At 52.3% G+C, this 15,835-nt stretch carries 11 protein-coding genes and 1 riboswitch; of the genes, 6 read left to right on the top strand and 5 right to left on the bottom strand.

Annotation, left to right across the window (positions count from 1 at the left end; genetic code table 11):
- The first annotated feature begins 28 nt into the window (after window positions 1-28).
- Window positions 29-490 carry a methyltransferase family protein gene (locus ACWAU4_RS07250; protein ID WP_208125669.1) on the top strand — a complete coding sequence of 154 codons (462 nt, stop codon included), beginning with the start codon at window positions 29-31 and terminating at the stop codon, window positions 488-490.
- A gap of 214 nt (window positions 491-704) precedes the next feature.
- A complete protein-coding gene (locus ACWAU4_RS07245; protein ID WP_208125668.1) occupies window positions 705-1,820 on the top strand; it encodes an FUSC family protein in 1,116 nt (371 codons plus the stop codon).
- A gap of 14 nt (window positions 1,821-1,834) precedes the next feature.
- On the opposite strand, the gene ACWAU4_RS07240 is transcribed toward ACWAU4_RS07245, so the two are convergent.
- Both ACWAU4_RS07240 and ACWAU4_RS07235 read right to left on the bottom strand, forming a co-directional pair.
- Window positions 1,835-2,680, bottom strand: a complete 846-nt coding sequence (locus ACWAU4_RS07240) for a tetratricopeptide repeat protein (protein WP_164489414.1) — start codon at window positions 2,678-2,680, stop codon at window positions 1,835-1,837.
- A gap of 270 nt (window positions 2,681-2,950) precedes the next feature.
- Complete coding sequence (locus ACWAU4_RS07235) at window positions 2,951-3,529, bottom strand: thymidine kinase (RefSeq protein ID WP_025009412.1); 579 nt, start codon at window positions 3,527-3,529, stop codon at window positions 2,951-2,953.
- Window positions 3,530-3,802: 273 nt separating this feature from the next.
- On the opposite strand from ACWAU4_RS07235, the gene ACWAU4_RS07230 reads away from it, so the two are divergent.
- Together ACWAU4_RS07230 and brnQ are read left to right on the top strand one after the other, a co-directional pair.
- Entirely contained in the window at window positions 3,803-5,941 is a 2,139-nt protein-coding gene (locus tag ACWAU4_RS07230) for a M3 family metallopeptidase (RefSeq protein WP_144164734.1), read from the top strand.
- Between the two features lie 685 nt (window positions 5,942-6,626).
- Complete coding sequence (gene brnQ, locus ACWAU4_RS07225; RefSeq protein WP_144379802.1) at window positions 6,627-7,949, top strand: branched-chain amino acid transport system II carrier protein; 1,323 nt, start codon at window positions 6,627-6,629, stop codon at window positions 7,947-7,949.
- A gap of 131 nt (window positions 7,950-8,080) precedes the next feature.
- On the opposite strand, the gene ACWAU4_RS07220 is transcribed toward brnQ, so the two are convergent.
- From ACWAU4_RS07220 to ACWAU4_RS07210, 3 genes are all read right to left on the bottom strand, one after another.
- On the bottom strand, window positions 8,081-9,652 hold the full coding sequence (locus ACWAU4_RS07220; protein WP_208125667.1) for a Na+/H+ antiporter NhaC family protein: 1,572 nt from the start codon (window positions 9,650-9,652) through the stop codon (window positions 8,081-8,083).
- 81 nt (window positions 9,653-9,733) lie between these two features.
- A riboswitch (Lysine riboswitch) is annotated at window positions 9,734-9,932 on the bottom strand.
- Between the two features lie 90 nt (window positions 9,933-10,022).
- A complete protein-coding gene (locus ACWAU4_RS07215; protein WP_208125666.1) occupies window positions 10,023-10,946 on the bottom strand; it encodes an electron transfer flavoprotein subunit alpha/FixB family protein in 924 nt (307 codons plus the stop codon).
- On the bottom strand, window positions 10,947-11,696 hold the full coding sequence (locus ACWAU4_RS07210) for an electron transfer flavoprotein subunit beta/FixA family protein (protein WP_025009414.1): 750 nt from the start codon (window positions 11,694-11,696) through the stop codon (window positions 10,947-10,949).
- Between the two features lie 319 nt (window positions 11,697-12,015).
- On the opposite strand from ACWAU4_RS07210, the gene ACWAU4_RS07205 reads away from it, so the two are divergent.
- Window positions 12,016-12,411, top strand: a complete 396-nt coding sequence (locus ACWAU4_RS07205; RefSeq protein WP_025009415.1) for an H-NS histone family protein — start codon at window positions 12,016-12,018, stop codon at window positions 12,409-12,411.
- A 293-nt stretch (window positions 12,412-12,704) separates the two neighbouring features.
- On the top strand, window positions 12,705-15,815 hold the full coding sequence (locus ACWAU4_RS07200; RefSeq protein ID WP_208125665.1) for an amidohydrolase family protein: 3,111 nt from the start codon (window positions 12,705-12,707) through the stop codon (window positions 15,813-15,815).
- Window positions 15,816-15,835 lie beyond the last annotated feature (20 nt).

Genomic DNA, 15,835 nt, shown 5'->3' with positions numbered 1-15,835 from the left:
GCATCTAATACTCACAGCTGCATCATTCATGTCTGAACTGGAAAAGAAACTGCCGCCCCTGGCTCTCTTGTTGCTGTTTGCTCTTTTGCTGCAACTGACGTCCTATTGGCTGCCCTCTTCCGGCCTGCCTTCCAGCCTCAGCCTGAGCCTTGCTTTTTCTCTGTTGGCGGCCGGGCTGATTATCCCATTGGCGGGAGTGCTCAGCTTCAAACGCCATGGGACGACACCGGATCCCAGGGTGCCGGAGCAAAGTTCAGCGCTGGTAACCTCGGGGATTTATCGCTGCTCACGCAATCCCATGTATCTGGGATTTGTGTTCTTGCTGCTGGCGCAGACATTTTTCCTCAACTCACTCTGGCTGCTGATCTTGGTCGCCCTGTTTATTGCCTATTTACAGCGCTTTCAGATCCTTCCCGAAGAGCGGGCGATGCAGCAACTCTTTGGTGATCCCTACCGCACCTATTGTCAGAGAGTCAGACGCTGGATTTAACCCGGGCCTCCTCTTGTAAACCTGCCCCAGGCAAAAAACCACATTCGAATGATGCCACCAGGGGACAAGCTGTGATCCAGCGCATAAAGGCTTTGCCGTCAGGCAATTGTGGCTCCCAGTTTGCACCTTTCGCGGCCACCGCCGACTCCATCGCGATTCATCTCTGTCATAATTGCCCTTGACGGTCAACCCATACGCTTTTTGAGACACTGCCATGCCCCTGTTTGCCAGAGCCTCCGCCTTCGCCGATTTCATCTATCGCCATTCCCGCGCCGTACACACGGTAAAACTGGCCTTGGCGCTGTTTATTGCCGCCGCCATCAACGCCATCTGGTCTTTGCCTCACTTTGTCTGGAGCATGGTCACCATAGTGATCATCATGATGGGCCTGCCACAAGTGGGCGGCGCTATCGAAAAATCGCTGCAGCGGGCCATAGGCACCTGCTTGGGCTCGGCTTATGGGGTCTTGTTGGTGATCACCATGGGCGGCTATTGGGACTTGATGGGCTTACTGATCCTCGGGGTCAGCATAGTCTGTTATATCAATGCCGGCCGCTACAGCTATGCCTACCTGGTGGCTGGGTTCACCATGATCATAGTGATAGGTGACGCCAACCACGACACCTCGGAAGCCTTATGGCGCACCGCCAATATTCTCATCGGCTGCGTGATTGCCGTGCTGGTATCCCTGTTTGTGCTGCCAATCAAGGCCAAACAGGACTGGCGGGCCCAACTGGCAAGCTCACTGAAAATCATGACCCAAGTGCTGGAGCAACATCTCAATGCCGGCCAGGAAGAGCCGGAAAATGCCCGTAAGTCGCTGGAAACGGCAATGAAGGCGGTGCTGGCGCAGAAAAAACTGCTGTTTTCGCTGGAGTGGGAAAGCCAAACCTTGAAGAAAGAGGCCGCTACTCTGACCGAGCTGGCCAACAAACAGATAAGGGTGATCACGCTTTTGGAGCTACTGCTGCTCACCCGCTGGAAGGCCGAAGAGGATGAGGCCTATGCCAGAGTCAAACAGGTAGCCAGCGGGCTACAGCGAGAGTTTGCCTATCTGGCGGACTATGTGGCCAGCAACACACCCGACTGCCCCAAACTCCCCCTGGGACTCGGCTATCAATTGCAGCAACAGCTGCTTAAACAACTGCCATCTGAGCCGAGCGATGACTCGCCGGAAGCGGCCCATCAAGGTTTCGCACTCAGTGGTTACAGCTGGCTTATCTATCAACTGGCCCAGGCGCTGTTGGCCATTCATGGCGAGCTGGCCAGCCTGGATCTGGCTTATAAGCGCAAAGCATCTTCCCAGCGCCAGTTGGATATTCCCGAGTAACTGGCCACCGGGCGTTACAGCCGCAACAGGTCCTGCTGATGAAAGTGGATCACCACTTCAGGGTCAAGCTCGAGTGCCAGATCCAGTATATGGCTGATGCTGATGGGTCCCTCTCCCATCTGGCTTAAGCTGTTGTAATAGCCCAGTAAGGGTAAGGCCCAGCCGCGGCGCCTTTCAATCAGCTGCTGGTACAACAGGGCGGCCTCTTGGTATTGTTTCTGCTCATAGCTCAGCATGGCTTTGAGATAGACAAGCTGAAAATACGCACGGCCCTGACGCTTTAATCCCTTATCGAGCTGCGCCAGAGCCTCATCGGATCGTCCCAACGCCCGCAAGCTGACGGCCTGATAAAACTGCAGCTTATCCAGATAGTCATACTGTCTCGCGGCTCGTTTATAACTCTTGAGCGCCGCCTCATGCTGGCCCATTTGTGCCAGGATATTGCCTTTGAGCATCTGGCCATCGGCCCAAAGCTGAGGCTTGTTATTGAGATAGCGGTTTATCTGCTCCAGCGCTGCCGGATAGTCCCGGGTTTCATAGAGTGTCCTGGCAATATCCAACCTGAGATCACGCTCCGATCCCAAAGCCTCGGCTTTGCGGTAATCGGCCAGTGCGCCGCTATAGTCCGGACGCAGGCGTTGGGAATAAGCGGACAGCACCTGAGCCTTGGCCGCGGCGCGGAAAAAATACAGTTCAGAGTCCTTGGACAGCATGGGCTCGGCCTTGTCATAGGCCGCCACCGCCTTGGGATAATTGGGGATATTGCTGAAGTAATAAAGCTGCCCAAGCAAAAATGCCAGCCGCCCGGAGTCCGGGTAATTTTCTATGGCCGCATCCAGTCTGGGCGCCGCCTCTGCCATCTTCCTTTCAAAAATAAGCTTTTGAATCACTTTAATTTCTGAGGCGGGAACGGCTTTATCTGCAACGGCCTGCAATGGCAAAACTGAGCCCAGCAACAACAGCAACAAACCCGGCAACCGCTTTCTGGATATACGGCTTCCAGCAGGGGAAATAGACGACATAAGCTTCCTTTCTTTATCTCTTTATCTCTTTATTTATATCTTTGGCTGTTCGCCTGGGCTTTTACTATTGAACTTGTCACTTTGGGCTTGCAACCGCGACGCCTCGCATCAGTCCCAAATCAATTCGCGGTAGTGCTTACGACAGACAGACTCATAACTCTCATTGCCGCCTATCGCCACCTGCTCACCCTCGCGCACCGGGTTACCCGCCCCATCACGACGGATCACCATATTGGCCTTGCGACCACAGTGACAGATGGTTTTCAGTTCTACCAGCTTGTCGGCCCAGGCCAACAGGTACTGACTGCCAACAAACAGCTCGCCCTGGAAGTCGGTACGCAAACCGTAACAAAGTACAGGAATATCCAGGATGTCGACCACATAGGCCAGCTGTTTGACCTGCTCTTTACTGAGAAACTGGGATTCATCAAACAGCACACAATTCAGGTGCTGACGCTCATGTTCGGCGCGGATCATCTCGAGCAGATTGTCATCATGGGCAAAAATACGTGCATCACATTCAATACCGATCCTGGAAGCGACCTTTCCCACTCCAAAACGGTCATCTATGGCGGGTGTCATCACCAGGGTATGCATGCCGCGCTCGCGATAGTTATAGGATGACTGCAGTAAAGAGGTGGATTTCCCGGCATTCATCGCCGAATAGTAGAAATAAAGTTGCGCCAAAACGGCTCTCCCCTGAGAAAAATTCCGGCCGCAATTTTACACTTTTTACCACATAAATACAGGATGCATGCCCCATGCAGCCAAACTTGAGCATTGATTCAGCATTCGCTGAATCTACCCATTAAAATCAATTTGTTACACTTCTTTATCAATAAGCTGCTGGCCTGCAAACGTCGCGATTATGTAGGCTATAAACATTAAATTCAGCCACTTTTAAGCAACAAGTGCTAAGTTGCGCTAAAAAACTCATAACTAAAGATGGAAGTCATAATAATGCGAAAATCTCTTCTGGCGCTGGCCGTTGGCGCCACACTGGCTATTTCTGGCTGCAGCACCCACAATCCTCAGGACACAAATCTGGCAAGTGCGGAAGCCACTCAAAGCAATCCACTTTTTGCCAAGAGCACCTTGCAATATCAGGCCCCGGATTTTCGCCTGATCAAAGATGAACACTTCAAGCCTGCACTCGAAGCCGGTATTGCCGAGCACTACCAGGAAGTGTTGGCCATTGCCAACAACCCAGAGAAACCCACTTTTGCCAACACCATAGTCGCCCTGGAAAAATCCGGTGAACTGCTAAGCCGCGCCTCAAGCGTTTTCTATAATCTGACCGGCTCCAACTCCAACCCTGAACTGCGTAAAATTCAGGGTGAAATGGCGCCCAAGATGGCGGCCCATTCAGACAACGTCAATCTCAACCCGGAGCTGTTTGCCCGCATCGACAGCCTCTACTCTCAACGGCAGCAATTGGGCCTGAGCAGCGAAGAAGTGCGCCTTATTGAGGTGTACCACCAACGCTTTGTGCTCGCCGGCGCCAAGCTGACCGAGAACGAAAAAGCCCAGATCCGCGCCTTGAACGAAGAGCAGTCCAAGCTGGTGAACGAATTCCAGCAACGACTGATGCGGATGAACAAAGAAATCGCCGTAACTGTTACTGACGTTGCTCAATTGGAGGGTCTGTCCGACTCGGCCATTCGCAATGCCGCGGCCGATGCCAAGGCAGCCGGGCTTGATGGTCAATACCTGATCAGCATCACCAACACCACTCGCCAGCCTGTGCTGGCTCAGCTGAAAAACCGAGAGCTGAGAAAACAGATTTGGGAAGCCTCGGCCTACCGCGGCCTTGAAGGTGAAAACGAAACCGCCTCTCTGGTGGCCCGCCTGGCGCAACTGCGCGCCGAACGCGCCGCCCTGCTGGGATTTGATAACTGGGCCAGTTACCGCCTGAGCCCACAGATGGCCAAGACACCCGAGGCCGTCTATGAGATGTTCGGCTCCATGGTGCCGGCCGTTGTCGCCAACACCCAGAAAGAAGCCGCCGATATCCAGGCGATGATCGACAAGACTGGTGGCAAGTTCCAGCTCAAGCCTTGGGACTGGGCCTTCTATGCCGAACTGGTGCGCCAGGAGAAATATGATCTGGATGAAGCCAGCCTCAAGCCTTACTTCGAATTCAATCGAGTGTTGGAAGACGGCGTCTTCTTTACCCTCAACCAACTCTATGGGGTAACCTTCAAGCCACGGCCGGATCTGCCGGTTTATCACCCTGATGTCAAAGCCTGGGAAATGTTCGATGCCGACGGCAGCAGCATGGCCATCTTCTATGGCGACTATTTCGCCCGTGAAGGCAAGCGCGGCGGTGCCTGGATGAGCTCTTTCGTCAACCAGAACCTGCTCAAGGGCGACAAGCCTGTGGTGGTCAATGTGATGAACATCAAGAAGGCACCGGAAGGCGAAGCCACCTTCGTCAGCTATGACGAAGTAACCACCATGTTCCACGAGTTGGGCCACGGTACGCACGGCATGTTCTCCAAAGTAACCTACCCCAGCCTGTCCGGTACTGCGGTATCCCGTGACTTTGTCGAGTTCCCATCCACCTTCGAAGAGGACTGGGCCGGTCATCCACAGGTGTTGGCCAACTATGCCAAGCACTACCAAACCGGCGAGCCTTTACCCAAGGCGATGCTGGACAAGTTGCTGAAGTCCCGCAGCTTCAACCAGGGCTTCGACACCCTGGAGTATATGGCAGCCGCCCTGGTAGACATGGAGTGGCACTCACTGGACAAGGACGCACCGCTGCAGAATGTCGCCGAGTTTGAAGCCAAGGCGCTTGAAAAGCACGGCCTGAACATTGAAGCCGTGCCACCACGTTACAAGTCGACCTACTTTGCCCATGCCTTCCCGGGTGGCTACAGTGCCAGCTACTACGCCTATATGTGGAGCGAAATCCTCGCGGCCGATGCCTTTGCCTATGTACAGACCCAAGGCGGCCTGAAACGGGATATCGGCATGAAGTATCGCAAGACTATCCGCGAAGTGGGTAACAGCGTGCCACCTATGGAAGCTTACAAAAACTTCCGTGGCCAAGAGCCGACAACCGATGCCCTGCTCAAGCGTCGTGGTCTGCTCTGATAAGTGAGCGCTGACAACAGTTTAAGTCCGAGGGGCGAGATTACACCTCGGACTTAAGCATAAAAAACACCTGAGTCTTCCGGCTCAGGTGTTTTTTTATGACAAGCTATTCGACCTCCAGCACCGGCAATCATTCTCCCCGTAATCTGGGCCGGATCTATTTTGCAACCCCTTGAAAATGGACATGTGATACCTAAGGAAGGTGCGAATAAGTCCTCGTGACGTTCTCTTTTGTAGAGAGTGGCTTGCACAGCAATTTGGCGTTCAAGGCATCTGACTGAAGGCATGCCGGAGCCTGCCGAAGTCGGATTGAATCGTTAATGTTTCTTTAAAGAATTTTTAGTGGCTTATTCCTGTGAGTGGAGAAAATGTTGAAATACACACTATCCACTATTTAAGGCTTGCCAGGTTCCAAGAGATAGGTTTATAAGGGATCCACGCAGGGAGGAGCCTCCTCCCGTATTTTCTGTCAGCCTGGATTCTGTATGTCATTGGTCGCTTCCACAAGTTGCTTGCAGCCTAGTCGCCAACAAGTGACCGTCGCCAATCTCCTCCTGCTCTCTCTGGAACTCAACCGGGGCTGACAGGCTATTATCTTTTATTTTCTGTCAGTGAGAGTCGCTGGCAGAGTCATCAAAACGCTCACTTGCTGGTTACTTCAAAGCTGACATATTTGAGGAAGACTATGTTAAGTGCACGCAATATCGCCGCTTTGGGGTTTATGACCTTTGCCATGTATTTAGGCGCCGGCAACCTTATTTTCCCATCATTTTTGGGTTATCAGGCAGGCGACAACCTGTTTCAGGGCATGGCAGGCTTTCTACTGGCCGGTGTGGGCTTACCCGCCTTTGCTTTGGTCATTGTGGCCCTGGTGGGGGGCTCCGATAACCTGACTTCAGTACTTCCCCGCCCTCTGGCTACCACGTTCTGGATTATGGTATTTATCGTGATTGGCCCGGCATTTGTCATTCCTCGCGCCATCACAGTCGCTTACCAATTCGGTTTTAGCCCGTTTTTCGGGGACAACGCTCTGGGTCCTTTTTCAATTATCTTCTGCATTATCGCTGTGCTGTTTTCCCTGTATCCGGGCAAACTGGTCGACAACCTGGGGAAGTGGTTGACACCGGCGCTAATGGCTATCCTACTGGCAATGGCTATCGCCGCGCTGTTGTTTCCGAGTCAAGGCATTTCCCAGGCGACCGGCGCCTATGTAAGCAGCGCATTTGCCGAAGGTGTGACTCAAGGATATATGACCATGGACGCCTTGGGTTCTATCGGTTTTGGATGGGTTATCTTCCGCGCGATTAAAAGTATGGGTGTCACTCAGCCAAAGGCGATTACCAGGTACACCCTGATTGCCGCCTTGATGTACGCTGTGGCTATGGCACTGGTATACATCTCCCTGGCTTATATCGGCGCCAGCAGCGTCGGTGAATACAGTAACGGCGGGGATATTCTGACCACCTTTACCACAACACATTTTGGTATTTTAGGTACCTTGCTGTTGGGAGCTGTGATGATATTGGCTTGCCTGACGACGATAATCGGCGTGACGACTGCCGGCAGTGAGTTTTATAGCCGCACATTCAGTCAAGTGTCTTACCGTAACAGTGTGCTGGTCACCATGATAATTGGAGCGTTGGTTGCCAATATTGGTCTGGAGCAACTTTTGCAGATCACCCAACCCGTCGTGGTAGCCCTGCATCCGATTGCGATTGCCCTGTTATTGATTGCCCCGCTACGGCGCCTTGTGTCCATGTCTGGCGTACTTGCAACCTTAGCGGCAGCGTTGATCTTTGGCGCTCTGGACGCCTTGCATATTCTCGGCAGTATGCCTGCCAGCCTGGATGCAATTTTGAACCAATATCTACCCTTATACGCTTGCTATGCAGCTTGGATTGTCCCGACGGTTATTGTTCTGGCCATAGCGACGAGTTTGACTCTGTTTGCCCGCTCGGCATCGGTTCGCGTCATCACGGAAAACTCAATAGAGCTGCCACAAAAATAATTGGCGAGGCCGGTTTGAATCAATAGATATTTAGCCTGAATATCCAAGACGAGAGTACGCCTCCAACTCCAATGGCCCTGAAATATAGGTAACAAAAAACGCTGCCAAGGCAGCGTTTTTTAATTGGCCGGTTAGGCAGCACTGTTTTTGGGCTGCTGCCACTTGAGCCACACCAGCCCCAGCATGAACAGCACACAACTGCTGGCAAGCCCAAGCCCTACCGACTCGGTAAAGCCGAGTACTATATAGCCGCCGAGGGAAATAACTGCGACCAAGACCGCATAGGGCAACTGAGTCAGCACATGGTCGATATGATGGCAGCTGGCACCTGTGGATGACAGAATCGTGGTGTCCGATATCGGCGAGCAGTGATCGCCAAACACAGCCCCGGAAAGCACGGCGGCCAGCATAGGCAACATCATGCCACTGTGGCTGCCCATGGCCATATCGGCGGCAATCGGCAACATGATACCAAAGGTGCCCCAGCTGGTGCCGGTAGAAAAGGCGGTAAGCCCTGCCAAAATAAATAGCACGGCCGGCAGCAAGGCAAAGGGAATATTGCCACTGGCGAGACTGGCCATAAACTTGCCGGTTTCCAGTGAGCCTATGATCCCGGCTATGGTCCAGGCAAACATCAGAATATAGATGGCCGGCAACATGGAACGGGCACCCGAGGTGAGTGCCTTGAGGATCATCTTGGCTTCAATCTTCTGGATAAAGGCCAGCAGCAGCGTCACCACCAGACCGATGGAAGCGCCGAAAAACAGTGACGAGCCCACATCGGTTTTCTCGAAGGCACCTATGATACTAAAAGGCAGGCTTTCTGCCGCCAGGGCATCGGCACCACTGGAAACCATAAAATAGAAGGTCGCCACCACCAAGACACCTATGGGCAGGAACAGGCCGTGCACCTGGCCGGTTTCCGCCTCGGGCAGATCGGCATTGGCACCGGGTGGCAGCCCCTTGGACTCATCATAGAGATTGCCCTTGCGGGCGTTGAACTCGTGTTTGCGCATGGCGCCAATATCCAGCTCCATAAAGGTGACGCACAGCAAGAGTGCCAGGGCAAACAGGGCATAGAAGTTCATCGGGATCATCTGCACGAAAGCGCTCAGATGTCCTACTTCAGTAAAACCGTGGGCGGTGAGAATGCCGCCGATAAGGGCGATAATATAGGCGCCCCAACTGGATACCGGCGAGATAACGCACACGGGCGCCGCGGTAGAATCCAAAAGATACGCCAGTTTGGAGCGGGAGATATAATATCTGTCGGTCAGAGGCCTAGCGATACTGCCCACCACCAGGCTGTTGAAGTAGTCATCGATAAACACCGCACAGCCGAGAAACATGGTCAGCAGCTTGGCATCACGGCGATTACGGATATGCTGTCTGGCCCAGTTGGCAAAGGCTCTGGCCGAGCCACTGACGGTGATCAGCGCAGTGATCATCCCCAGCAGCACCAGGAATCCCAGAATATACAGGTTCCAGGCATTGAAAGCGTCATCGTCCCATACCAGGGAAAGCACCCTTTGCCCCAGATAAACCCCGGTGTCCAATACCGACCATTGATTGAGCAACAAGGCTCCAATCAATATCCCCAACCCCAGCGATAACAACACCCGACGGGTGAGGATCGCCAATAAAATTGCCACAACCGGCGGCAACAAAGAGAGTGCCGAATCGGCATAACTTGTTAGTGTCATTGAGTCTTGTTCTTCGTTAAATACGAATGGAGGGCAACTGAACTGGTGGGAAAAGGCAATGGCATACCGAGTAGCACCTGTCCTTTCAGTAGCGCTCCATAGTAACGTCAATCTGTCATCCCGACAGAATATACTATGGCAGTGCTGCCCCTATTTGGTAACAGCCCCAGCGGTGGACCTTGATAAGTCGCAACCACTTCGGCACCAAATCCTTTCGCGATACATAAACGGAATCACCCTGCTTACCGCTACTGATATTTAGTGCGCCTCTACTTCTCAGGACGCCTGATGTCAGGCGTGAGGCACATAAAAACATAGGCGGCTTTGAGGATGCTACCCCAAAGCCGCCTATCGTGACCTAGATCACAGATTAAATCAACTCGTTCAATTTAGGCACAACATCAAACAGATCAGCTTCCAAGCCATAATCGGCAACCTGGAAGATAGGCGCTTCAGGATCTTTGTTGATGGCCACAATGACTTTTGAGTCCTTCATCCCGGCCAGATGCTGAATCGCCCCGGAGATACCCACAGCAATATAAAGCTCTGGCGCCACGATTTTACCCGTCTGGCCAACCTGCAGGTCGTTGGGAACAAAGCCGGCATCCACTGCTGCCCGCGATGCACCTACGGCGGCGCCCAGCTTATCGGCCAAGGCTTCCAGCATGGCAAAGTTTTCGCCACTACCCATACCGCGACCACCGGAAACAATGACTCTGGCGCTGCCAAGCTCCGGACGAGCCGACTCGGTCAGGCTCTGGGATACAAAGCTGCTCTTGGCGTCAAAGACGCTATCGAGCTGATTGATTTCAGCTGAGCCTGCCTCAGCAACGGCGTCGAAGGCGCTGGCGCGCACTGTGGCCACTTTCTTATCGTCCAGGCTCTTAACGGTTGCCATGGCGTTACCGGCATAGACGGGACGGACAAAAGTCTCGGCATCAATCACCTTGGTGATCTCAGAAAGTTGAGCCACATCCAGCAAAGCCGCCACTCTTGGCAGAATATCCTTCCCCTGGCTTGAAGCTGCAGCCAGAATGTGGCTGTAGTCGCCACTCAGAGACAAGATGAGTTCTCCAATATTGTCGGCAAGATGAGCACCATAGGCAGGGTTATCGGCCAGCAGTACTTTACTGACGCCTTCAAGCTTGGCGGCAGCATCGGCGGCGGCCTTACAATCCTGACCGGCAACCAAGAGGTGAATATCTCCCCCTATGGCTTTGGCTGCGGCGACAACTTTGGCTGTGTCCTGTTTCAGGCTGGTATTATCGTGTTCTGCTATTACTAATACGGCCATTTAGATCACCTTCGCTTCGTTTTTCAACTTGTCCACCAGCTCCTCAACGGAAGCCACCATCACACCCGCCTGACGGCTGGCCGGCGTTGCTACCTCCAACACCTGTACGTGCTGCTTGAGCGCCACTCCCAGGTCATCAATGCTCATGGTCTCCAGCGGCTTGCGCTTGGCTTTCATGATATTGGGCAAAGAAGCATAGCGGGGCTCATTCAGACGCAGATCTGCGGTGACCACGGCAGGCAGAGGCATGGACAGAGTCTGTAAGCCGCCATCCACTTCACGGGTGACCAGCAGAGTTTCGCCTTCCAGCTTCACTTCAGATGCAAAGGTTGCCTGAGGCATACCGGCGAGCGCCGCCAGCATCTGTCCTGTCTGATTGTTATCGCCGTCGATGGACTGCTTACCGAGCAGAATAAGTTGCGCCTGTTCCTTGTCCTGCACCGCCTTGAGCAGTTTGGCAATAGAAAGGGGCACCAGCTCTTCATCGGTTTCGATGTGAATGGCACGGTCGGCACCCAGAGCCAGTGCGGTACGCAGTTGCTCCTGTGCCGCCTTGGGACCTATGCTGACAACGACGACTTCAGAAGCACTGCCGGCTTCTTTCAGACGCACGGCTTCTTCTACCGCAATCTCACAAAATGGATTCAACGCCATTTTCAGGTTGGCTGTTTCAACGCCTGTGTTGTCGGCCTTGACCCTGACCTTCACATTGGCATCGACCACACGTTTTACTGGCACCAATACTTTCATAGGGTTTCCTTCCTACACCTTGTATCTAATGTGGGTTGCGTACCGATGATACCAGGGCCATCAGTACAGGATGGCTCAACTTTACGTGCTGTTGACGTTAACGTCAACAGCAACTTAAACGCTCGTTTGTCACTTCTGTCACACTTTAAGGCCAGTTTTTTGAACACTTGGCAACTTTCATGGTCATAGAATTGAGTTAAATAAAGAAATTAATGTCAATTGGCGTAAAAATATTTGATCCAGACTCTTATAGTTTCTATTATTTATAGCGATGTTCACCATAACCCAATTTATAAATTAGCGTGGGACCAAAATACTTATGAGCGATTTTCTTGATATATTGACTCACGGTCGTCGTTTTAAGGCCGCAGTAAAAGAGTTGAGCGTTGCAGATCTGCGCGATCTGGCTGCCAAATTGGATAAGATCATTATTGATCGTGAAGAGGAAGCCAAGGAAGAAGAAAAGGCACAAGCTGAACGTCTTTCTAAAATAGAAGATATCCGTAAGCAGATGGAAGCCGTTGGCCTGTCTGTTGAAGATCTGGGTAATGTTGCTGCCGCCAAGGCTGCTCCCAAGAAGCGTGCTCCTCGCCCACCAAAATACAAAATCGTTGTAGATGGTGAAACTATTACTTGGACCGGTCAAGGCCGTATGCCAACTGTATTCAAGAACGAAGTAGACAAAGGTCGTTCAATGGATGATTTCCTGATCTAATCAGGCATCTATTTACTTAAGCCTCGACAGTGTCGGGGCTTTTTTATGTCTGATAGACGTCTGGCATCTGTTAAAAAGCCTTACAATTACGCCTTGGCATTTACATTTTGACTGGGTTAACTTTTATGGACATCAGCACAGCCATGTATCCCGTCGGCCTCAGATACCTTTTTGTATTATGGATATCTGTAACTCTTTGGTAAAAAAGTAGTGAATATATACTGATGTTCATATCTTTTTACTGATAGCTGTGACTTTTCCCCAAAAGAATAATGACAAGGTAGCCACAACAGATGAAACCCTCTTTCCCCGCCGCAAAACTGCTGTTTATCAGCCTTGTGGCCTGCAGCGCCTACGCCGATGAAACGCAACTGACAGACAATACTCCGAGATTGACCGCCTTAACCCACGCCAAACTCATGCTCTCCCCGGGTAAGCAATTGGATAACGCTACCCTGCTTATTGAAAATAACCGGATAAAGCAAGTTATTTCCAATAATGAAATTCCACAAAATGCTTATAAGATAGATCTCAATGGTTACACCATCTATCCGGGGTTTATCGATCCCTTTGCCGAATATGGCTTGGAGTATTCAGAATCACAGGCAACTATTGAAGGCCCTGTCTATCGGATAAACCCCAAAGGGGCTGTGGCTGCAAATGGGGCTATTCACGCAGAGAAAGAATGGTTTTCCTATGTATTGGCAGATAAAGAAGCCGCGTCAAATTGGATAAGCAATGGCTTTACCAGCGTTCAGAGTGCTCATCTTAACGGAATATTCAGGGGAATTGGTGTTTCACTGTCTTTGGCGGACAAGAATAGCAATCAACTGATATATAATCCCCAAAGTCGACATTTTATGGCTTTTGATAAAGGCAATTCACCACAGGACTACCCCAACTCCCTGATGGGAAGCATAGCGTTAATAAGACAGACTCTCAGTGATGCCAACTGGTATAACCAGAATAAAATGAAAGCAGCCGGCCGCGAGGATTTATTGTCACCGGAATTTAATATCGCCCTTGAGCGCTTGCACGATATAAAAACTCGTGGTGCGATATTTGACACCCGAAACCTCAATAACCAGTTGCGTGCAGCCAAACTCTTGAGCCAAGAAGATATCCAGCCAATCTTACTGGGAAATGGCCAGGAATATGCAAGAGTGAGAGAACTGCAGGAATATCGACCCGTGTTGATATTGCCGTTGAACTTCCCCGCTGCCCCTCAGGTCAGTGATGAAGACAATGCCAGGGAAGTACCACTCAGAACCTTGAGACACTGGGAGCGGGCACCGAGCAATCCTGCTGTGATGGCCGCCAACAATATCCCCTTCTCCTTCACCCAATACGGCATGGACGGTAAAGCCTTTTGGCCCAGGTTGAGAATGGCGCTGCAAGCCGGTCTCGACGAAGAAACCGCATTGGCAGCGCTGACCACAGAAGCCGCTGCGGCCGCCGGCATAGATAATTTGGTCGGTAAACTGGCGCCCGGCTATATGGCCGATCTGGTGATAGCCAAAGGCAATCTGTTTCAGGACGGCGAAATAGTCAGCGTATGGTTGCAGGGCGAAGAGCAAAAACAGCTGGCTCCGGAATTCCAGTGGCAAGGCAGTTATCGCCTGCATTTGGCTGAACTGGAATTGGATCTTGAGCTGCAACTGACCCAGCAAACGCCCCGAAAACTCAGGGGCAACCTCAGCAGTGGCGATCAACAGATAGCGCTTGCTCACCTGAAAGCCGACAGCAAACGCCTGAGTTTCAGCGTCAATTTGCAGGGTGCCGGCATAAATGGCATCAGTAGATTGACTCTATGGCAAGATGATGAAGGGTTGAGAGGAAGACTCTTGAGTGCCGATGGCGCCGTGACTCAACTGGCCGGCTCAAGATTGCCGCACGCGCCTTTAATGCCAGAGACAGAAGAGGATACACGGACAAATACTCAGGCAACAAGCCCCAAAACTGTGTCAAAGACCGGGCCAAAGACTGAACCCGAGTATCTCAGTCGTTTGACGAGTCCACTGCAAGCCTATGGCCGCAGTGAGCTGCCAGGTACGGAAAAACTGCATATCCGCAATGTCACCCTCTGGACTTCAAGCGAGGCCGGCATTATTGGCAACAGCGACCTGCTTATGGCCGATGGCAAGATTGAAAAGATTGGCACAGATCTCAGCACTCCGGCAGGTTATCAGGTCATAGAGGGAGCAGACATGCACCTGACCGCCGGGATCATAGATGAGCATTCCCACATTGCCGTCAACGGCGGCCTCAATGAGATGTCCGATGCCATCACCTCAGAAGTGCGAATAGCCGATGTGCTTAACCAGGATGATATTGCCATCTATCGCTCCTTGGCCGGTGGCGTCACTACCGCCAATCTGCTGCATGGCAGTGCCAACCCTATAGGTGGCCAGTCGCAGGTTATTCAACTGCGCTGGGGAGAGTCGGCCGAGGGACTCAAGTTCACCCAGGCCCATCAGGGGATTAAGTTTGCTTTGGGGGAAAACGTCAAACAGAGCAACTGGGGCGAGCGTTATACCCGTAGATTCCCGCAAAGCCGCATGGGGGTGAAGGCCCTGATGAGCGATGCTTTCAATGCCGCCAGAGACTATAAAGACGCCCAGGCCCAATATGCCGAGCTCCGCTCACGGGAGAAACGTAAGCAGCTCTCCCCTCGCCCCGATTATCGTTTACAGGCGATTGCCCAAGTGCTGAACGGCGAGCGCGATGTGCATATTCACTCTTATGTCCAGTCTGAAATCCTGATGTTCTTGCGCCTCGCCGAGGCCTACGATTTCAAGGTCACCGCCTTCACCCATGTATTGGAAGGCTACAAGCTGGCCCCCGAGTTGGCGGCTCATGGTGCCGGTGCTTCCACCTTTGCCGACTGGTGGGCCTATAAATTTGAGGTCTATGATGCCATTCCGCAAAACGCCTGTTTGATGATGAATGCCGGCGTGCTCACCTCGATTAACTCAGATGACTTTGAGATGCAGCGGCGCCTGAATCAGGAAGCCGCCAAGTCGGTGAAATACTGCGACATGTCCCAGGAAGATGCCTGGAAGATGGTAACCATCAACCCCGCCAAACAGCTCGGAATAGACGCCATAACAGGTTCGGTTGAAGAGGGGAAACAGGCAGATTTGGTGCTCTGGGATGCCAACCCCCTATCGGTTTATGCCAAGAGCCAGGCAGTGTGGATTGGCGGCAAACGCTACTTCGACCGCGCTGAGGATAAGCAAATGACCCAGGCTATTGCCGGCGAGCGCCAGGCGCTGATCCAGAAAATTCTTGGCAGTGACCCGGCGCGGCTTCAAGGCGAAACAACGTCTGAAATCATAGAGCCCTTGTGGCAATGCGATACCCAATTCAACGCCTGGGGCCAGAATAAGGAGAGCCGCCTGTGACCAAGTTTCCTCTATTGCCA

Source organism: Shewanella sp. FeAMO, assembly GCF_053653955.1.
Note: the sequence above shows the minus strand (reverse complement) of the source record. Positions and strands in the feature narration are given on the sequence as shown.